At 62.7% G+C, this 19,514-nt stretch carries 19 protein-coding genes; 9 read left to right on the top strand and 10 right to left on the bottom strand.

Features of this window, described 5'->3' with window-relative positions; translation table 11 throughout:
- Positions 1 to 97: 97 nt before the first annotated feature.
- From PspTeo4_RS19750 to PspTeo4_RS19740, 3 genes are read right to left on the bottom strand one after another with little or no spacing between them, the layout of a single operon-like run.
- A complete protein-coding gene (locus PspTeo4_RS19750; RefSeq protein ID WP_322365614.1) occupies positions 98 to 1,696 on the bottom strand; it encodes a GMC family oxidoreductase in 1,599 nt (532 codons plus the stop codon).
- 24 nt (positions 1,697 to 1,720) lie between these two features.
- Positions 1,721 to 2,206 carry a twin-arginine translocation pathway signal protein gene (locus tag PspTeo4_RS19745; protein ID WP_322365613.1) on the bottom strand — a complete coding sequence of 162 codons (486 nt, stop codon included), beginning with the start codon at positions 2,204 to 2,206 and terminating at the stop codon, positions 1,721 to 1,723.
- 10 nt (positions 2,207 to 2,216) lie between these two features.
- A complete protein-coding gene (locus PspTeo4_RS19740) occupies positions 2,217 to 3,647 on the bottom strand; it encodes a coniferyl aldehyde dehydrogenase (protein WP_322365612.1) in 1,431 nt (476 codons plus the stop codon).
- Between the two features lie 138 nt (positions 3,648 to 3,785).
- On the opposite strand from PspTeo4_RS19740, the gene PspTeo4_RS19735 reads away from it, so the two are divergent.
- Both PspTeo4_RS19735 and PspTeo4_RS19730 read left to right on the top strand, forming a co-directional pair.
- Entirely contained in the window at positions 3,786 to 4,451 is a 666-nt protein-coding gene (locus PspTeo4_RS19735; RefSeq protein WP_322365611.1) for a TetR/AcrR family transcriptional regulator, read from the top strand.
- A 34-nt stretch (positions 4,452 to 4,485) separates the two neighbouring features.
- On the top strand, positions 4,486 to 5,340 hold the full coding sequence (locus PspTeo4_RS19730) for a sulfurtransferase (protein WP_322365610.1): 855 nt from the start codon (positions 4,486 to 4,488) through the stop codon (positions 5,338 to 5,340).
- 50 nt (positions 5,341 to 5,390) lie between these two features.
- Here PspTeo4_RS19730 and PspTeo4_RS19725 read toward each other — a convergent pair whose 3' ends face one another.
- From PspTeo4_RS19725 to PspTeo4_RS19700, 6 genes are all read right to left on the bottom strand, one after another.
- A complete protein-coding gene (locus PspTeo4_RS19725; RefSeq protein WP_322365608.1) occupies positions 5,391 to 6,383 on the bottom strand; it encodes a hydrolase in 993 nt (330 codons plus the stop codon).
- A gap of 60 nt (positions 6,384 to 6,443) precedes the next feature.
- Positions 6,444 to 7,649 carry a pitrilysin family protein gene (locus PspTeo4_RS19720; RefSeq protein ID WP_322365607.1) on the bottom strand — a complete coding sequence of 402 codons (1,206 nt, stop codon included), beginning with the start codon at positions 7,647 to 7,649 and terminating at the stop codon, positions 6,444 to 6,446.
- Positions 7,650 to 7,786: 137 nt separating this feature from the next.
- A complete protein-coding gene (locus PspTeo4_RS19715; protein WP_322365606.1) occupies positions 7,787 to 9,088 on the bottom strand; it encodes a pitrilysin family protein in 1,302 nt (433 codons plus the stop codon).
- A gap of 94 nt (positions 9,089 to 9,182) precedes the next feature.
- The gene (rsmD, locus tag PspTeo4_RS19710) at positions 9,183 to 9,785 is read right to left on the bottom strand and encodes a 16S rRNA (guanine(966)-N(2))-methyltransferase RsmD (protein ID WP_322365605.1); all 603 of its coding nucleotides are present in this window, start codon (positions 9,783 to 9,785) and stop codon (positions 9,183 to 9,185) included.
- A complete protein-coding gene (locus tag PspTeo4_RS19705) occupies positions 9,785 to 11,269 on the bottom strand; it encodes a pitrilysin family protein (protein WP_322365604.1) in 1,485 nt (494 codons plus the stop codon). Before PspTeo4_RS19705 ends, rsmD begins: the two co-directional genes overlap by 1 nt.
- A complete protein-coding gene (locus tag PspTeo4_RS19700; protein WP_322365603.1) occupies positions 11,262 to 12,617 on the bottom strand; it encodes a pitrilysin family protein in 1,356 nt (451 codons plus the stop codon). Before PspTeo4_RS19700 ends, PspTeo4_RS19705 begins: the two co-directional genes overlap by 8 nt.
- A gap of 231 nt (positions 12,618 to 12,848) precedes the next feature.
- On the opposite strand from PspTeo4_RS19700, the gene ftsY reads away from it, so the two are divergent.
- From ftsY to rpoH, 4 genes are all read left to right on the top strand, one after another.
- On the top strand, positions 12,849 to 14,399 hold the full coding sequence (gene ftsY / locus PspTeo4_RS19695) for a signal recognition particle-docking protein FtsY (RefSeq protein ID WP_322365601.1): 1,551 nt from the start codon (positions 12,849 to 12,851) through the stop codon (positions 14,397 to 14,399).
- Entirely contained in the window at positions 14,396 to 15,067 is a 672-nt protein-coding gene (ftsE, locus tag PspTeo4_RS19690) for a cell division ATP-binding protein FtsE (protein WP_023378195.1), read from the top strand. Before ftsY ends, ftsE begins: the two co-directional genes overlap by 4 nt.
- Positions 15,064 to 16,092 (top strand): permease-like cell division protein FtsX, encoded by a 1,029-nt coding sequence (gene ftsX, locus PspTeo4_RS19685; protein ID WP_322365600.1) that lies wholly within the window; start codon positions 15,064 to 15,066, stop codon positions 16,090 to 16,092. Before ftsE ends, ftsX begins: the two co-directional genes overlap by 4 nt.
- A 111-nt stretch (positions 16,093 to 16,203) precedes the next feature.
- On the top strand, positions 16,204 to 17,058 hold the full coding sequence (rpoH, locus tag PspTeo4_RS19680; protein ID WP_322365598.1) for an RNA polymerase sigma factor RpoH: 855 nt from the start codon (positions 16,204 to 16,206) through the stop codon (positions 17,056 to 17,058).
- 153 nt (positions 17,059 to 17,211) lie between these two features.
- Here the strand turns inward: rpoH and mtgA are convergent, their stop codons facing one another.
- The gene (mtgA, locus tag PspTeo4_RS19675; RefSeq protein WP_322365596.1) at positions 17,212 to 17,922 is read right to left on the bottom strand and encodes a monofunctional biosynthetic peptidoglycan transglycosylase; all 711 of its coding nucleotides are present in this window, start codon (positions 17,920 to 17,922) and stop codon (positions 17,212 to 17,214) included.
- Between the two features lie 64 nt (positions 17,923 to 17,986).
- Here mtgA and PspTeo4_RS19670 point away from each other — a divergent pair, with 64 nt between their 5' ends.
- The 3 genes from PspTeo4_RS19670 to PspTeo4_RS19660 all read left to right on the top strand — a co-directional run bounded on the left by PspTeo4_RS19670 (position 17,987) and on the right by PspTeo4_RS19660 (position 19,511).
- Positions 17,987 to 18,358: a DUF423 domain-containing protein gene (locus tag PspTeo4_RS19670; protein ID WP_322365595.1), complete on the top strand. Its 372-nt coding sequence runs from the start codon at positions 17,987 to 17,989 to the stop codon at positions 18,356 to 18,358.
- 103 nt (positions 18,359 to 18,461) lie between these two features.
- Positions 18,462 to 18,662, top strand: coding sequence for a sulfur carrier protein ThiS (gene thiS / locus PspTeo4_RS19665; RefSeq protein WP_322365594.1), 201 nt, complete (start codon positions 18,462 to 18,464; stop codon positions 18,660 to 18,662).
- Positions 18,663 to 18,716: 54 nt separating this feature from the next.
- The gene (locus PspTeo4_RS19660) at positions 18,717 to 19,511 is read left to right on the top strand and encodes a thiazole synthase (protein ID WP_322365593.1); all 795 of its coding nucleotides are present in this window, start codon (positions 18,717 to 18,719) and stop codon (positions 19,509 to 19,511) included.
- Positions 19,512 to 19,514 lie beyond the last annotated feature (3 nt).

Genomic DNA, 19,514 nt, shown 5'->3' with positions numbered 1-19,514 from the left:
TGGAGTGCGTTGGGGAGTCGGATGGTAGCGCAGCGACTGCGCCCGGCCAAGTCGCGCGGCCGGAAGTTGGCACTATAGACAGAGGGGGTACAAGTTGTCATGCGCCCCGTGCCAGTCGGGCAATCAAGGCATCGGTGAGCTTTGCGCTGAGGGCGTAGACCGACAGCTGCGGGTTGGCGCCAATGCTGGTGGGAAACAGTGAGCCGTCGTGAATCGACAGGTTTTCCAGCTGATGGTGCCGACCCAGGCTGTCGCACACCGCTTGACGTGGGTCTTCGCCCAGTGCGCAGCCGCCCATGACATGGGCGCTGCCCAGGCGGGTACGGAAGGGTTCCAGGCGCAGGCCGTCGATCTGGGCCAGGGCCTGTTGCAGGTTGTCGACACAGCGCGCATCGCCATGCACGGGGGCAACCTGCGCCGCTCCGGCGGCGAACTGGATCTGTGCCATGCTGCGGTAGGCCCGTCGCAGGCCATCCCGCAGGTAGTCGGTGATTGGGTAATCGAGCACGGGCGAGCCGTCACCGCGCAGTTCCACCTCCCCTCCAGGGCTTTGCGGGTGAAAACCGTCACGCAGCAGCGCCAGCATGACATGGGTATGGGGCAGGTCCGCCATGCGCTGGGCGTTTTCGGTGCCGTAGCCGCCCAGTAGAGTGCTGGCCAGGGCTGGGTGCAAGGGTGGTACCTCCAGTTTGTAGCCGACAGGGCCGTCGGTGCCGTCCTGCCACTGGAAGTGGTCGCTGTAAATGGATTGCGGAGCACCATAGTAGGGGTCGATGCGTGCACTGAAGCGCGCCGCGCTGAAGTTGACCAGGTGCAGGAAGGTGCGTTTGCCCAGGCGCCTGTGCGGGTCAGGCGCCTGTGAGCGCAGCAGCAGGGCGGGGCTGTTGATGCCACCGCCGGCAAGGATGTAGTGTCGGGCGCGAACGCTTATTTGCCGGCCGTTGGGGTGCACACCCTGAGCGCCGAGTGCCTGGCACTGCAACTGCGTGATGTGCTCGCCGTTGTGCTCGAAACGCACGGCCCGCGCCAGGTAGAGCAGCTCGCCCCCATTATCGAGGGTGGCCGGAATATGGGTTACCAGCATCGACTGCTTGGCGTTGACCGGGCAGCCCATGCCGCAATAACCCAGGTTCCAGCAGCCACGCACGTTGCGTGGGATCACCGCCCAGCGGTAGCCCAAGCTTTCACAGCCACGGCGCAGCACGTCGTTGTTGGCGTTTGGGGGCATGGCCCAAGGCGTAATTCCCAGTTGCTGTTCCACGCGCTCGAACCACGGTTTCAGCTCGTCCTCTGCCAGGCCCTTCACGCTGTGTTCCTTGGCCCAGTGCGCCAGGGTCTGTGGCGGTGTACGGAAGCTGGAGGTCCAGTTGACCAGCGTGGTGCCGCCTACGGCGCGCCCCTGGAGAATGGTGATGGCGCCATCCTTGCTCATCCGCCCCAGCCCCTCCTGATACAGGCTGGAGTAGGCCTCATCTTCCAGAAGGTGGAAATCACTGCTGGTCTTGAGCGGGCCTTCCTCGATCAACAGCACTTTGAACCCCGCAGCCGCAAGCATTTGCGCGCTGGTGGCGCCACCAGCACCGCTGCCGATCACGGCGATATCGGCCTGCAGGCTCAGGTCTTGCTCCAGGCGCGAGCCGTCGTGGGTGATCCAGCCGCGTTCGAGGCCTTGGCGAAACGGGTCGATGACAGGCATTGGCGATGCTCTTGTTGTAGGGGTTCAGATCTTCGGCGGGCCAGGGTAGCCGCAGGCGGCCCAGGCTTCAGGGCGTTCATACCAGGCCATGAGCAGCAGTTGCAGCAGTGAAGCGTGGCCCATGCGCAGCAGATTCAGAGAGCTGTCCTGCCAGCGTTGCAGGAAGGCGCTCACCTGCTCGGCGCCGGCCTGTTCCCAGCTGCCCCACACTCCGGTCAGCGGGCCGCGGGTGAGGGGCAGGCTGAGTACATCGAACAGCTGCCGAGTGAGCTTGAGCATCTCCGGCGACAGTGCCGCCAGCTTGTGGTCAAGGCTATGCAGAACCAGCTCCTGGGCGGCCTGGGTGCCGGCGAGCACAACCGGAATGAGTGCGCGCAGCACTGGAAGGTCGTCATTGCGCAGGGTACTGAAGCCTGGCGCGGGGGACTGAGCCGTACAGCCGACCAGGCTGGCGGTGGTCAGAAACACGCTGGCGCCCAGGCTGAAACGCAGCAGATCGCGGCGGTGCATAGGCAAGGACTCAGCGGATGAACAGTTTGTAGATCAGGCGTTGCAAGGCTTTGCCGTAAGGCGGGTAGATCAGCCGAGCGGTATTCAGCCGCTGCTTGGCCAGCACTGCCTTGGCCTTGCTGAAGGTCAGGAACCCTTCGCGGCCGTGGTAGTGACCCATGCCGGAGGGGCCGACGCCACCGAAGGGCAGGTCGTCCTGCGCAACGTGCAGCAGGGTATCGTTCAGGCAGACCCCGCCAGAGTGGCTGTGGCGCAAGACGTGCTCTTGCTCGGCGCGCTCGTAGCCGAAGTAGTACAGCGCCAGTGGGCGTGGGCGCTGATTGATGTAGCTGAGCGCGTCGTCGAGGCTGTCGTAGGGCACGACGGGCAGCAGTGGACCGAAGATTTCGTCCTGCATCACGGTCATGTCGTCATTCACACCCTGCAGCAGGTGTGGAGGCAGGCGACGGCCCTGCCGGGGTTCGTCAGGGTACAAGTCGAGCACCTGCGCGCCTTTGTCCCGTGCGTCATCGAGCAAGCCTTGCAGGCGTTGCAGTTGCCGGGGATTGATGATGGCGCTGTAGTCGCTGTTGTCTGCAATTCTCGGGTAAAGCCTGTGAACGGCGCGGCGGTAGGCGTCAGCGAAAGCGTCGAGACGGTTACGGGGGACCAGAACGTAGTCCGGTGCGACGCAGGTTTGCCCGGCATTGAGAGTCTTGCCGAATGCGATGCGCTCTGCGGCCGTGTCCAGCGGTACCGTGGCCGAGACGATGGCTGGCGACTTGCCACCCAGTTCCAGGGTCACCGGGGTCAGGTTGTGGGCTGCGGCCAGCATGACGTGACGTCCGACACTGGTGGCGCCGGTAAACAGCAAATGGTCGAACGGCAAGCGGGCAAACGCTTGGGCGACCTCCACCTCGCCAAGCACCACACTGACCAGGTCGCTGGGAAACACCCGCTCCAGCAGTGCTTTCAGCACTTGAGCGCTGGCGGGCGTGGCTTCGCTGAGCTTGAGCATCACGCGGTTACCTGAGGCCAAGGCGCAGGTGAGCGGGCCGATAGCGAGAAACAGCGGGTAGTTCCAGGGCACGATGATGCCGACTACACCCAGGGGTTGATACAGCACTTTTGCACTGGCCGGCTGGAATGCCAGGCCTACCGTCCTGCGGCTGGGGCGCATCCAGCGCTGCAGGTGGCGCTCAGCGTGGCGCAAGCCTTGCACCGACGGCAGTAGTTCAGCCAGCAGTGTCTCGTCGGCACTGCGGCCGCTGAAGTCTGCGTCAATGGCCTCGATCAATTTGGCCTGGTCTGCCAGCAGTGCTTCGCGCAGGCTCCTGAGCCATTGTCGTCGCTGTGCTGCAGGTGGCATGGGGTTGCCTGCAAACGCCTGGCGCTGGGCGGCGAACGTCACCGCCAGGTCGATGTCCGAATTCACGAGAGGCAAAGTGATCGGTGAGGTCATGTCGACTCCGGCAAGAGCTGAATTTCTCTAGAGCCTATACTCTAATTCGGACGTTGGTACGAAAATTTCAAGCGGTTATCCAGCGTCATACACCGTAATATGCACCCTTAATGGAAGCCCACTGACTGGGAGCTGAGCATGGCCCCGCGCATTAAGACCCGAGAGCGCATCGTGCAGAGCAGCCTGGAGCTGTTCAACCAGCAGGGCGAACGCAGCGTGAGCACCAACCACATTGCTGCGTACATGGAAATTTCACCAGGCAACCTCTACTACCACTTTCCCAACAAGCAGGCGATCATCGCCCTGTTGTTCAGCCAGTACGAAGAGCTGGTGGACAGTTTCCTGCGTCCCCCCCAGGGCCGCTCGGCCACAGTGGAAGACAAACGTTTCTACCTCAAGGCGCTGCTTGCTGCGATGTGGAACTACCGCTTCCTGCACCGCGACCTGGAGCACCTGCTTGAAAGCGACCCAGAGCTGGCCGCCCGCTATCGGCGGTTTTCCGAGCGCTGTCTGCGCCAGGGGCAGGCGATTTACCGGGGTTTTGTCGACGCTGGGATCCTGACCATGGAACCCGCGCAGATCGAGTCGCTGACCATCAATGCCTGGATCGTGCTGACCTCCTGGGTTCGTTTTCTCAGTACCACCCGCGAACATTCCGCGCATCTGGGTGAAGAAGCCTTCAAGCGCGGCGTCTATCAGGTACTGGTGCTGGAGCTGGGGTTCGTGACTTGTGAGGCGCGCAATGCCGTGAATGCGCTGTGCCAGGAATTCCATGTACCGTTCAATCAAGCCCTGGAGCCATGATCAGGGCCTATTTGCCATTGTTCAGGAGACAACCATGCCCCTAGCGCAATTGATCACCCCGCAGCAGTTGGCCGAGCGTTTGGACTCGCCCGATTTGGTGATCCTCGATTGTCGTTTTGCTCTGGAAGATGTCGATTACGGTCAGCGCAGCTACGCCGAGGGGCATATTGCCGGGGCGCACTTTGCCGATCTGGAGCGTGACCTGAGCGGCCCTGTGACCAAGGGCAAGACAGGCCGTCACCCATTGCCCGACCCGCGCCGACTGGCCGAGCGCTTGCGCGAGTGGGGCCTGAACGATGACAGCAGTGTGGTGCTGTACGATGACGGCCCTGGTGCGTTTGCCGCTCGGGCGTGGTGGTTGTTGGCCTGGCTGGGCAAGCGCAATGATGTGTACATTCTCGATGGCGGCCTGAAAGCCTGGCACGCAGCGCACCAGCCGCTGAGCCTGGATTCGCCGCCCAAGCGCGAGGGCTCGTTCATCGGTGAGCCAGACATGAAGCTGCTGATCGATGCAGAGCACTTGGCCAAGCGTTTGGGTAATCCTGACCTGACCCTGATCGATGCCCGTGCATTGCCACGTTTTCGGGGTGAGATGGAACCGATCGACCCAGTGGCAGGGCACATTCCAGGCGCTCAGTGCGCGGCATTTACTGACAATATCGGCGCTGATGGGCGCTTCTTGTCGGTCGATCAGCTAAAGCAGCGCTTTGCCGAGAAACTGGCAGGGCGTGCGCCAGAGCAACTTGTGGCTTACTGCGGCTCGGGCGTGACGGCGTGCCACAACTTGTTTGCCCTGGCGCTGGCAGGGTATCCAATGGGGCGGCTATATGCGGGGTCCTGGAGCGAGTGGATCAATGATCCGCAGCGTGAGGTGGCGACCGGGGATTGAGCAAGGAGCCTGTGGTGCCTGTGCCGGCCCTATCGCCGGCAAGCCGGCTCCTACAGGCCCTCCACCAACCACTGCGGAATCCGGCGCTCCAGGTAATAACCCGGGTTGCGTAGGCTGCCGTCGACGAACCCTACATGCCCGCCACGGTTGTGCAGTTCAAAGTGCGTCTGTGGCGCCAACTCATCCATGCCTGGCAAGCTGTGGCCGAACACGAATGGGTCATCGGTGGAGTGGATGATCAGCGTCGGTGTCCGGTTGGCGCCCAGGAAGTAGCGGCTCGATGAGCGCCGGTAGTAATCCTGCGCGTCCCTGAAGCCATTTAGTGGCGCCGTCACCCTGCCGTCGAAGTCCCAGAACGTACGCAGGTTGCGTAGCGGCCCCAGCCGCTCGAGCGCCGCCAAGCCTTCGTCGTGCCCATGTTCGCGAAAGTGCCGTTGCTTGTGCAGCACATAGGCAAGCATTTCTTTCATGAAATGGGCTTGGTAGACCTTCGAGAACCCTTGGCCGATGCGGTCGGCGCATTGGTCCAGGCGAAACGGCACAGACACCGCTACCGCTGCCTCCAGGCCACTTTCAGTGCCGCTTTCGCCCAAGTATTTGAGCAATACATTTCCACCCAGCGAATAGCCGACTGCATACAACGGTGCCAACGGGCGTTGGGCACGCAGGTGGGCAACGATTTCGGCGAGATCTTCACTGGCACCTGAGTGGTAGCTGCGGGGCAACAGGTTGGGCTCGCCCGAGCAGCCTCGCCAGTTTGCGGCCACGCTGGCCCAGCCACGGCCTAGCAGGGCGCGTTGCAACCCTTTGACATAGGGCGAGTGGGAGGAGCCGGTCAATCCATGCAGTACCAGCACCAATGGTGAGTCCGGTTGATGCGGGCCATGCCAGTCGAGATCGATGAAGTCGCCATCGGCCAGCCACAGCCGCTCACGATCACGTTCAAGCTCGGGCTGCCTGCGCCAGAGTGGACCCCACAAGGTCTGCAAGTGAGGGTTGGACAGGCCGGCGGCCGGGCGGAAGGTGGCGGTGAGGCTGGGCATGCTGGGCAACTCATGATGTGCCTGCCTAGATTGCCATGAAACACCGCCACTGTACCTGCGCTATTGGTCGGTGGAGGGGAGATATGGCAAGGGTTGCTGTTCTGCTGCGGGGCCAACGCTGACCAACACCTTGCGTGCAACGTCCAGCCGGCTTTGCAGCACTGTGCGAACGCCGTCAGGGGTTACTGCCAGGAGTTGGTGCAGGTAGTTGTTGATGTGGTCGGCGGGCAAACCTTGCTGAGCCGCTTTCGCCATCAACGCTGCCAAAAACCGGTTACGCGCCACTTTGCGCAGAAGATCGCCAGCCAATTGTTGCCGCGCGAGGTCCAGTTCCGCTTGGGTGGGCCCCTCGGCGATAAACTGTTCCAGCAATTCTGCAACGAGCGTCTGCGATGCGTCGATGTAGGCGGATTCGATTTCCCACTCGATGTACAACAACCCGCCCGCTTCGTGAGGGGAGAGCCGCGTGCTTGCTCCGTACGTCAGTCCTCGCTTTGCCCTGAGCTCGCGCATGAGCCGCGAGTCCAGCCCGGAACCCAGGACTTCACTGGCCAGCACCAGCGCTGGGAAGTCAGGGTCGCCAGGTTGTACGTCGATTGGCACCGCCAGCACCATTGCATTGCTGGCGCCAGGTAGCGAGACGTGGATCTTCTTGCCGGCTGTTTGTGGAACAGGTGGCAACGCTGCTGCGGCCCAGTGTTGTGGCAATGCCTGCGTGATGCGTTCGACCATGGCTTCGGCTTGCTCACGCGTCAGGTCGCCGACCATCGCGATTTGAAGGTTGTTGGCGCTGTAGGCGCGCTCATGAAATGCCCGCAGTTGCCCGACCGTGGCGGCCTCGATGCCTTCGGGTGTCGTACCCAGCGCAGTGCCGTAGGGGTGCCCCGCAAACAGGTGCTGGTGAACCTCCACCCGGGTGCGCAGCTGAGGCAAGGTATAGCGCCCTTGCTGGTAAGGCTGCAGTTGGCGCTTCATTCTGGCCAGTTGCCCAGGGTCGAAGGCAGGCTGTGCCACCATGTCGGTTAACAGTTCGATTGCTGGGGTCAGCAGTTCCGGCGCGGTAAGGCTGCGCATTGTCACGCTGGAGTGTTCCAGCCGAATTTCCGTACCAATCTGCGTACCGAGCCCTTCGATCTGCTCGCTGAACTGTGCGGCATCCATACGCGTGGTGCCTTTATCGAGCATATGCAGCGTCAGGGCCGCGACACCCGAAGTGTCGCTATCCAGCGATGTACCTGCCTTGAATTGCAGCACCAGGTCCAGCATGGGCAGTTCAGGGCGCCTGACGAAGCGTACCTGCGTGCCACGCGGGGTTCGCCATGCTTCAACCGTTGCCTGAATGTCGTCAATCTGGCTCAAGTCCAACCCTTGGGCCGATTTCAGTGCCGTTGCAGTCATGTCGCTCATGGGCGTTTTCCCTCGGTCATGTAGGTGACGGTCAGTCGTTCGCGGGTCAGGTAACGATGGGCGGCATCCCGCACGGCTTCGGCTGTGACGCTTTGCAGGGACTGCGCTTCCCGGTCGAGCTGGTGGGGATCAACGCCGCTGGCGGCTTGTTGGCCGATGGCGAAGGCCTGCTCGCCGAGGTCGTCGCGACTGAACACCTGGCCTGCCAGCAAGCGGGCTTTGGCACGGGTGAGCTCCTGGTCCGAAGGTGGCGATTGCCTGAGTTGGTCGATTTCGGCCCAAACATGCTCCATTGCCTGCTCGGGAGTCGCCTTGAGCGGGTTATTGAAGAAATAGAAGGTCAGCAGGCTGTCGCCGCGCAGGTGATGCAGGTACTGCGACCTTTTTGCATGCAACACTTCTTGTTCACGCAGCAGGCGCCTGGACAGGCGTGAGCTGCTGCCCTCGGTCAGAATCGCCGGGATCAGACGCAAGGCGTACGCTTCCTGTTCGGTGCTTGCGGTCGCCAGGCTTGGCACATTGAAGTTCATGATCAGCCCTTCACGCAGGTGTGGCAGTGTGACGGTTTGCGTACGCTGCTGAAGTGGGGTGCTTTGCCGAGGGGTATCGCGGTCAGGCAGTCGGTTGGCGGGTATCGCGCCGAAATGGCGCTCGACCCACTCGCGCAGCCGGCCCAAGGTGACATCACCGACCACCACCAACGATGCGTTGTTGGGGTGATACCAGCTTTGGTACCAGGTGCGTACGGCCGCTGCTGTCATGTCAGCCAGGTCTTGCGTCGTACCAATGACGGGGGTCGCGTATGCACTGGTGCCCATGGCCAGTGAGTTGGCGCGCTCCATGGCAAGCGCAAGGGCGTTGTTGTCGACATGGCTACGACGTTCCGCGCGGACGACTTCGATCTCCCGGTCAAACGCTGTTTGCTCGAACGAAGCGCTGGCCATGGCATCGGCCATTGCCTCGAGGGCGACTTCCAGGCGGTTGCTTGGCAGCGTGACAGGGAAGTAGGTGGCGTCTTGTGTAGTGGCGGCGTTCGGCTCGCCTCCGATCCGGGTGATCAGTGTCGAGTACTCGCCAGGCTCAAGTTTGCTGCTGCCCTCGAACATCAAATGTTCCAGAAGGTGAGACAGCCCGGAGTGACCTGGTGGTTCGTAGCTGGCACCTACGTGGTACCACAATTGTGCGCTGGCCAACGGCGCGCGGTGGTCTTCACGCAGGTAGACCGCCAGCCCGTTGTCCAGGGTGAAGTGCTGCAGCGCAGGTGCGCTGGCAGCGGTAGGTTGTATCAGTGAAGCCATGGTCGAGTTGCTCCTGTTGTCAGTGAACAGGAGCAGCTTCGTTGAGTGTGACGGACCGTCAGCGTTACTTATTTACGACCTTGGGCCGGGGGCTTCAGCCCCGTTGCCAGAGTGCGTAATGCACCTGGCCTGTCTTTTTCTCACGGTGCAGGCGCCAGTTGCCAGGCATCTGCAGGGTGGAGGGCGCGGCTTCGCTTTCGGTGTAGATCCAGGCGTTTTCCCGCAGCCACTGGCCTTGCTCCAGCAGGTTGCAGGCGTTGGCCAGCAAGTCCTGATGGAACGGCGGGTCGAGGAACACCACATCGAACTGCTGCTTTACCGGGCCTTGCAGGTAGCGCAGGGCATCGGTCTGCAGAATTTGCCCGCGTGGGCAGCGCAGGATCTCGAGGTTGTTCTTCAGGTTGGCGATGGCGGCCGGGTTGCTGTCCAGCGCCACGGCGTCCTGGGCACCGCGGGACAAAGCCTCCAGTACCAGGGCGCCACTGCCGGTGAAGGCATCCAGTACCCAGGCACCCTCGATGTAGGGCGCCAGCCAGTTGAACAGGGTCTCGCGGACGCGGTCGGTGGTTGGCCGTAGGCCATCGCCTTCAGGCACCGCCAGGCGGCGGCTGCGCCACTCGCCAGCGATGATGCGCAGGTGGCCCTGGCCCTTGCTCTGGCCCTGATTGGTACGGGCGGGCGGGGTGGATCTTGGCATTAGTGCTCCGGTACGCCGAGCGGTTGGTCGGCGGGTTTTTCAGTGGGGGCAGGCAGCGGTTTCTGAGGCACTTTCGGGCCAGTGGTGACAATCACCAGTTTATCGGCAGACAGGTGCTTGTTCATGGCCGCTTTTACCTGCTCGACCGTAAGTGACTGGGACTGTTGCATGAAGTCTTCCAGCCAGGTAAGCGGCAAATTATAGAAGCCGATCGCGCCCAGTTGGCCGACGATGCTCGCATTGCTGGCGTTGGACAGCGGGAAGCTACCGGCCAGTTCACGTTTGGCGTCGTCCAGCTCCTGCTGGGTCGGGCCTTCTTTCAGGTATTCGGCAAGGATGTCCTGCACCAGCTTGAGCGTGCCTTCGCTGAGCTCGGCACGGGTCTGCAGGTTGATCATGAACGGTCCACGTACCTGCATCGGGCTGAACACCGAGTAGACGCCGTAGGTCAGGCCGCGTTTTTCCCGCACTTCGCTCATCAGCCGGGTGCCAAAGGCACCACCGCCGAGAATCTGGTTGCCCAGCGACAGGGCTGCCCAGTCTGGGTCCTGGCGGTCGATGCCCAGTTCGGCCAGCATCAGGTGGGTCTGCTTGGACGGGAAGTCAATGTGCGTCAGGCCGGCCTTGGGCTCAGCGGGTTCAGCTGGTTTCGCCAGCGCAGGGCCTTTGGGCAGGGCGGCCGAAACCTGGGCGGCGATGCTTTCAGCTTCGCTGCGGCTTAGGTCGCCCACTAGCGCAATGACCGCGTTACCAGCAGCGTAGGCCTTGGTATGGAACTCGCGCAACTGCTCCAGCGTAATGCCTGGCACGCTCTCTGCGGTGCCATCGCTGGGGTGGGCGTAAGGGTGGTCGCCGTAGAGCTTGGCGAACAGGGCTTTGCCGGCAATCTTGCCGGGGTTCTGCTTTTCGTACTCGAAGCCGGCCAGCAGCTGGTTCTTGATGCGCTTGAGCGCATCTTCCGGGAAGGTCGGTTTGCCCGTCACTTCGGCGAAAAGCTTGAGCGCGGGGTCTCGCTTGTCCTTCACACTGAGGCTGCGCAGCGACGCAACTGCCATGTCGCGGTACGAACCGTTGCCAAAATCCGCACCCAGCCCCTCGAAACCTTCGGCGATGGCGGTCACGTCCTTGCCGGCCACGCCTTCGTTGAGCATGGCGTTGGTCAGGGCGGCCAGGCCAGGGGTGTTTCCATCCTGGCTGCTGCCAGCGGCGAAGGTCACGCGCAGATCGAACATCGGCAGTTCGCGCGCCTCGACGAAGAGCACGCGGGCGCCTTCGGCGGTGGTCCAGTTCTGGATGTTCAGCTGGCGTCGGCTCGGTGCTTTGCCGTCCAGCTCAGCCAGCGACTGCAGGGTGTTGGCAGGGCGGGCAGCGGGAGTCTCTGCCTCGGACTGGGCCGGGCGCGCCAGGACGGCGGCCACTGCCACCACCAATGCAATGATGCCCGTACCGATCAGGGTGTAGCGTGGTGCGCTGCGATCACTCATGAGCGGACTCCTCAGGCAGTACGTGGGCAACGCTCAGGCGTTCACGGGTGAAATAGGTGCGCGCGGCGTTCTGCACGTCTTGAGGGGTCACGCGCTTGAGCTCGTCCAGTTCGCTGTCGATCAGCTTCCAGGACAAGCCGACCGTTTCCAGCTGGCCAATGGTAGTGGCCTGGCTGCTGATGGAGTCGCGGTCGTAGACCAGGCCGGCGATGACCTGGGCACGCACGCGCTCCAGCTCCTCGGCGCTGGGAGGCGTGGTCTTGAGTTCTTCAAGCAACTGCCAGATACCTTTTTCCACCTCTTCGAGCGTTTTTTGCTTTTGCACGTTCGGTGTGGCTGAGATCAGGAACAGGCTGTCGCCACGGGTGAAGGCGTTGTAGCTGGAGGATGCGCCAGCAACCAACTCCTGGCCCCGTTCCAGACGTGCAGGCATGCGTGCGCTGTAGCCGCCGTCGAGCAGGGCCGAGATCAGGCGCAGGGCATGTACGGTGCGCGGTTCCTTGGCAGTTGCCAGTCCAGGCACATTGAACCCGTAGATCAGGCTCGGCAATTGGGTGCGTACGTGCAGGGTCAGCTGGCGCTGGCCCGGTTCGGCCAGCTCCAGCGGCAGTTTGGCCGGCGGCACGTTGCGTTTGGGAATGCCGCCGAAGTACTTCTGCGCAAGGCCTTTGACCTCATCGGCGGTGACATCCCCCACCACGACCAGGGTGGCATTGTTCGGGGCGTACCAGGATTCGTACCAATGGCGCAGCTCTTCGACCTTCATGCGCTCAAGGTCGGCCATCCAGCCGATGGTCGGGGTGTGGTAGCCACTGGCCGGATAGGCCATCGCGCGGAACAGCTCGAACGCCTTCGAGCTGGGCTGGTCGTCGGTGCGCAGGCGGCGTTCTTCCTTGATCACCTCGATTTCGCGGGCAAATTCGTCGGCGGGCAGGCGCAGGCTGGCCAGACGGTCGGCCTCCAACTCCATGGCCACCGGCAGGCGGTCGCGGGCAAGGACCTGGTAATAAGCCGTGTAATCGTCGCTGGTGAATGCGTTTTCCTCGGCGCCGAGGTCGCGCAGAATGCGTGAGGCTTCGCCGGGGCCGATCTTGGCGCTGCCTTTGAACATCATGTGCTCAAGGGCATGGGACAGTCCGGTCTGGCCCGGTGTCTCGTAGCTCGAGCCAACCTTGTACCAGATCTGTGAGACCACCACTGGGGCGCGGTGGTCCTCGCGCACGACCACTTTCAGGCCGTTGTCGAGAATGAACTCGTGGGTGGGTTGCACATCGGCGGCAAGGGCCGCGAGCGGCAGACAGAGTGTGCCGAGCAACAGGCCAGCGGCGCGGCGGGCTAGAGCATTCATACGGTGTTTAACCTGTTCGGCGGCCCGCTGGGTTTAGCGCCAGCAGGCCAGGAGGTGCTAGGATACTGATCCGGTTGCCTGGCGACCATGCCTGTCGCCGTTCTGGCCCACAGGACCTACGACAAAACATTGCGCATGAACCAGCCGGATTCAAAATAGTCTGTTCTGCGTTTAAAGAATTCCCGATGCGCCAAGTGCTGGCCCATCGCTACCCTGAGATAGCCGTCTTCCATGTTTGGTTCCAACGACGACAAAAAAGCGCCGGCCGAGGCTGGCGAGAAAAAAGGCCTGTTCAGCTGGTTTCGCAAGAAGCCGCAGCAACCTGTCGCCGAACAGCCACAGTCTCCTGAGCCGCAGGCCGCCGAACCGGTAGCGCCGCAGCCCGCCGTCGAGCAGCCATCGGTCGCTCCGGTCGAGCCGGTTTTGCCAGTGGTCGAAGCACCCGCGCCCGAACCCGTGGCTTCCCAGCCGCTGCAAGCCCCGCAGCCGGAGCCGGTAGCCTCCCAACCTTTGCAAGCCACGGCGCCTGAGCCGATCGCCTCCATGCCGCTGCAAGCGGTGCCGGTCGAGGCCGCGCCGGAGATCGAGCACGCTGCGCCGGTCAGCAACCTGGTGCTGCCGGTTGCCGAGGAGCCTGTGGCCCTGGTGCCGGATCTCGAACCCAAGGCTCCACCCGCCATCCCGGCACGCCCCGCTCCAGAACCCGTTGAGCCTGTGGTCCCGGTCTTGGCGCCTGCCCCGGTTGCTGTTGCCGTGCCGACGCCTGTCGAGCCTGAACCGGCCCCGGTCGCCGCCGTCGTGTCGGCGCCCGTCGAGCCCGAGCTGACCCCGGTCGTCGCTGAACAGTCCAAGCCCGGCTTCTTCGCCCGCCTCAAGCAGGGCCTGTCCAAGACCAGTGCCAGCATCGGCGAAGGCATGGCCAGCCTGTTCCTGGGCAAGAAGGCCATCGACGACGATCTTCTCGACGAAATCGAGACGCGTCTGCTGACCGCCGACGTGGGCGTCGAGGCCACCTCGACCATCGTCCAGAACCTCACCCAGAAGGTTGCCCGCAAGCAGCTGGCCGACGCCGACGCACTGTACAAGTCGTTGCAGGAAGAATTGGCGGCCTTGCTGCGTCCAGTCGAGCAGCCGCTGAAGGTCCAAGCCCAGAACAAGCCCTACGTGATCCTGGTGGTTGGCGTTAACGGCGCTGGCAAGACCACCACCATCGGCAAACTGGCCAAGAAGCTGCAGCTCGAAGGCAAGAAAGTCATGCTGGCCGCTGGCGATACCTTCCGTGCCGCTGCGGTGGAGCAGTTGCAGGTGTGGGGCGAGCGCAACCAGATCCCGGTGATCGCCCAGCACACCGGTGCCGACTCCGCTTCGGTGATCTTCGACGCCGTTCAGGCCGCCAAGGCCCGTGGCGTTGACGTGCTGATCGCCGATACCGCCGGGCGTCTGCACACCAAGGACAACCTGATGGAAGAGCTGAAGAAGGTCCGTCGGGTAATTGGCAAGCTCGACGCCGAGGCGCCCCACGAGGTGCTGCTGGTGCTCGATGCCGGTACTGGGCAGAACGCCATCAGCCAGGCCAAGTACTTCAACCAGAGTGTCGAACTGACCGGCCTGGCCCTGACCAAGCTGGACGGCACTGCCAAAGGTGGGGTGATTTTCGCCCTGGCCAAGCAGTTCAACATTCCGATCCGCTTCATTGGTGTCGGTGAAGGCATTGACGACCTGCGCACCTTTGAAGCTGAACCCTTCGTCAAAGCCTTGTTCGCCGAGCGAGAGCACCCATGATCCGATTCGAACAGGTTGCCAAGCGCTACCCCAATGGCCATGTCGGCTTGCATGAGCTGAGTTTCCGGGCGCGCCGGGGCGAATTCCTGTTCGTCACGGGCCACTCGGGTGCCGGCAAGAGCACCTTGTTGCGCCTGCTGCTGGCCATGGAGCGTCCGACCAGCGGCAAGCTGATGCTGGCAGGGCAGGACCTGGGGCAGATCAGCAATTCGCAGATCCCGTTCCTGCGCCGGCAGATCGGCGTGGTGTTCCAGAACCACCAGTTGCTGTTCGATCGCACGGTGTTCAACAACATCGCTTTGCCGCTGCAGATTCTCGGGCTGTCCAAGGCCGAAATCGCCAAGCGCGTGGATTCGGCGTTGGAGCGTGTGTCGCTGACCGACAAGGGCGAGCTGTTCCCGGCCGACCTGTCCACCGGCCAGCAACAGCGGGTGGGTATCGCCCGCGCTATCGTCCATCAGCCGGCCCTGCTGCTGGCCGACGAACCCACCGGTAACCTCGACCCACGCCTGGCGGCGGAAATCATGGGGGTGTTCGAGGACATCAACCGTCTGGGCACCACGGTTTTGATCGCCAGTCACGACCTGGCACTGATCGCGCGCATGCGCCACCGCATGCTGACCCTGCAGCGCGGTCGATTGATCGGCGATGGGGAGGCCGGGCAATGAGCACTACACGTACACCAAAGGTGTCCGAGCGCGTCGCGCCCAAGGCCGCCGACCCTGCGCCGGAGAAGAAAAAACGCGGCGAAAACGACGACGACGGCCCGGATTTCCGCACCCTGCTGCACGCCTGGCTGGAAAGCCACCGCGCCAGCCTGGCGGACAGCCTGCGCCGTTTGGGCAAACAGCCGATCGGCAGCTTCTTCACCTGCCTGGTCATGGCCGTGGCGCTGAGCATGCCCATGGGCTTGTCGTTGCTGCTGAAGAACGTCGAAGTACTGGGTGGTTCCTGGCAGCGTGCCGCGCAGATTTCGCTGTACCTCAAGCTGGACGCTGGCGGTAAGGCCGGGGAAGCCCTGCGGGACGATATCAAAGGCATGCCAGGGGTCGCAGATGCCCAATATGTCAGCCGGGAGCAAGCGTTGGAGGAATTCCAGCAGCAGTCCGGGCTGGGCGAGGCCTTGCGCGAACTGCCCGACAACCCGCTCCCTGGTGTTGTGGTGGTGACGCCGACCGAGGTCGACAAGCCCGCGCTGGAGGCGCTGCGCCAGCGCCTGTCGGAACTGCCTCGGGTCGAAGTGGCGCAGCTTGACCTGGTGTGGGTCGAGCGCCTGGCGGCAATCCTCAAGCTGGGTGACCGGTTCGTCTTCGGCCTGGCGGTCATGTTGATTTCCGCACTGCTGTTAGTAATCGGTAACACAATTCGTCTACATATTGAAAACCGCCGGATCGAGATCGAAGTGATCAAGCTGGTGGGCGGCACCGACAGCTATGTACGCAGGCCTTTCCTCTACATGGGAGCCTTGTATGGACTGGGCGCGGGGCTGTTTGCCTGGGGTATCCTGGCGTTTGGCCTGAACTGGCTGAACGAGGCCGTGGTAGGGCTCTCCGGGCTGTATGGCAGTGATTTCGCCCTGGCTGGCGTACCGGCTTCCGATGGTCTGTCGCTCTTGATTGGTGCGGTACTGTTGGGGTATATCGGTGCATGGATTGCGGTGGCTCGCCATTTGAACGAGCTAGCGCCACGATAGTTTTTTCGTGCCAGCATTGACATTTTTTTCATTTTGGAACTTGTACCGTCGTTCCGGGTCAATGTTGGCAGCGCTCACAAGGCGCGAGTTTTGAAAGTCGGAGGTTCTTGAATGACCACATCGTTGCAACCTGCCTATGCCCTGGTTCCTGGTGCAAACCTGGAGGCCTACGTGCACACGGTCAACAGCATTCCGCTGCTGACTGTCGAGCAGGAGCGTGATCTGGCCGAGCGTCTCTACTATGAGCAGGATCTCGAGGCCGCTCGGCAAATGGTGATGGCCCACCTGCGTTTCGTCGTACACATCGCCCGTAGCTACGCCGGCTACGGTCTGGCCCAGGCCGACCTTATCCAGGAAGGCAATGTCGGCCTGATGAAGGCGGTCAAGCGCTTCAACCCGGAAATGGGCGTGCGCCTGGTGTCGTTCGCAGTGCACTGGATCAAGGCAGAGATCCACGAATTCATTCTGCGCAACTGGCGCATCGTCAAGGTGGCGACCACCAAGGCCCAGCGCAAGCTGTTCTTCAACCTGCGCAGCCAGAAGAAGCGTCTGGCGTGGCTGAACAACGATGAAGTCCATCGTGTAGCTGAAAGCCTGGGTGTCGAGCCGCGCGAAGTGCGTGAGATGGAAAGCCGCCTGAGTGGCCAGGACATGGCCTTTGACCCGGCCGCCGAGGCCGACGATGACAGTGCCTTCCAGTCGCCTGCGCATTATCTGGAAGACCACCGTTACGACCCGGCTGTGCAGCTGGAGGATGCCGACTGGAGCGACAACTCCACCAGCAACCTGCACGAAGCACTGCAAGGCCTGGACGAACGTAGCCGCGACATTCTCTACCAGCGTTGGCTGGCCGAGGAGAAAGCGACCTTGCATGAGCTGGCGGACAAGTACAGTGTGTCGGCCGAGCGTATTCGCCAGTTGGAGAAGAACGCGATGAACAAGGTCAAGGCGTTGATCACCATCTGATCAAGCTTGGTTGTATTGAAAAGCCGCTGGCCCGAATGGGCTGAGCGGCTTTTTTATTTGTGCAGGCTCTGATGGCCCTATCGCCGGCAAGCCGGCTCCCACAGGTACCGCGCAGCTCCCAGTGTGGGAGCCGGCTTGCCGGCGATAGGGCGATTAGAGTTTGCGCGAAGCATCCAGCTGCATCAGGTAGCTAGGCCCACCCAACTGGCTCATCTGCCGTCTGATCCACCCCGCCCGGCTGGCCACATAGGCGCTCGGCCGGCTGGCACTCCATTTGATCGGGCTTGGCAGCACAGCCGCCAGCTGCGCGGCCTGCTGGCGACTCAGGCGCTTGGCGTCCACGCCAAAGTGGTAGCGCGCCGCCGCCTGGGCACCGAACACGCCTTTGCCCCATTCGGCGCTGTTCAGGTAAACCTCCAGAATCCGCTCCTTCGACCAGAACAGCTCGATCAGTGCCGTGAACCAGGCCTCCAGCCCTTTGCGTAGCCAACTGCGGCCGGACCACAGGAACAGGTTCTTCGCCACTTGCTGTGTCAGGGTGCTCGCTCCGCGAATGCTGCCGCCCCGCTCGTTGTAGGCCAAAGCTGCCTGGATGGCGGGAATGTCGAAGCCCCAGTGGCTGGCGAACTTCTGGTCTTCGCCGGCAATGACCGCGACTTTCAGCTCATCGGAGATGTTCTCCCAAGGCTCCCAGTCGCGCTGCAGGTCGATGGGGTCGCCGTTGAACCAGGACTCGACCTTGCGCTCGACCATCAGCGCGGTGCCCGGCGGCGGCACCCAGCGGAACACCAGCACCAGCACGACACTGCCGGCAGCGAACCAGAGCAGGGCGCGGGCGAAGCGGCGAAGGTAGGATGACAGCATGGTGATAGCTTGGCCGGACCGGTGGAACGGGCCATTATACAGACCCGATACAAGGAGTCGTCCCATGCTTCGCAGCTTCCTGATGCTCGCTGCCTTTTTCGGTTTTACCGGTGTCGCCCTGGGCGCATTCGCCGCGCACGGTCTTAAAAGCCGCCTGACGGCCGACTACCTGGCCATCTTCCAGACTGGCGTCACTTACCAGTTGGTGCATGCACTGGCGATCTTCGGTGTTGCCGTGCTCTCGGCGCATCTGCCTGGGCGCCTGGTGGGTTGGGCGGGCGGTCTGTTCGCGGTGGGTATCCTGTTGTTCTCCGGCAGCCTGTATGTGCTGACTCTGAGCGGATTGGGCAAATTGGGCATGATCACCCCAATCGGCGGCCTGTGCTTCCTCGCCGGTTGGCTGTGCCTGGGCCTGGCAGCCTGGCGGTTGGGCTGACCAAACGGTCCACTCTCACGACTAATGGTGTCCGCCGGCCTTGGGTTGAAGCGCCGATCAGCGCTAGAATGCGTGCCCCCAAAGCACAATGGTGGCCGTGCGCATGCGCATTCAACTGAACGGTGAACCTTACGAATTGCCCGCTGGCGAGAGCGTCGCGGCCCTGCTGACCCGCCTGGAACTGGCCGGGCGCCGGGTCGCGGTGGAACTGAACCTGGATATCGTGCCGCGTAGCCTGCACGACACCACGCTGCTCAATGACGGCGACCAGGTTGAAGTGGTCCACGCCATCGGTGGTGGCTAAGCCCGGTTTGGCAATTCACCTGCAAGTCCCGCAACCTTTTCCCGAGGAACAACGATGAGCAACGTTCGTAGCGACAAGCCTTTCACCCTGGCCGGGCGCACGTTTGAGTCGCGCCTGCTGGTCGGTACCGGCAAGTACCGTGACATGGAAGAAACCCGTCTGGCCATCGAGGCTTCGGGTGCCGAGATCGTCACTGTCGCCGTGCGCCGCACCAACATCGGCCAGAACCCGGGCGAACCGAACCTGCTCGACGTGCTGCCACCGGACCGCTACACCATCCTGCCGAACACCGCTGGCTGCTACGACGCGGTCGAAGCTGTGCGCACCTGCCGCCTGGCCCGAGAGCTGCTGGATGGCCACAACCTGGTCAAGCTGGAAGTGCTGGCAGACCAGAAGACCCTGTTCCCGAACGTGATCGAAACCCTCAAGGCCGCCGAAGTGTTGGTCAAGGACGGTTTTGACGTGATGGTCTACACCAGCGACGACCCGATCATCGCCCGTCAACTGGCTGAAGCCGGTTGCATCGCGGTGATGCCGCTGGCTGGTCTGATCGGCACTGGCCTGGGTATCTGCAACCCTTACAACCTGCAGATCATCCTGGAAGAGTCCAAGGTGCCAGTGCTGGTCGATGCCGGCGTGGGTACCGCCTCCGACGCCACCATCGCCATGGAAATGGGTTGCGAAGCGGTGCTGATGAACTCGGCCATCGCCCACGCCCAGCAACCGGTGCTGATGGCTGAAGCCATGAAGCATGCCATTGTCGCGGGCCGCATGGCTTACCTCGCCGGGCGCATGCCGAAGAAACTCTATGCCAGCGCATCCTCGCCGCTGGATGGTCTGATCAAGTAAGAG

It is taken from the genome of Pseudomonas sp. Teo4 (assembly GCF_034387475.1).
GTDB lineage: Bacteria > Pseudomonadota > Gammaproteobacteria > Pseudomonadales > Pseudomonadaceae > Aquipseudomonas.
This window is presented reverse-complemented; position numbering and strand designations above follow the sequence as displayed.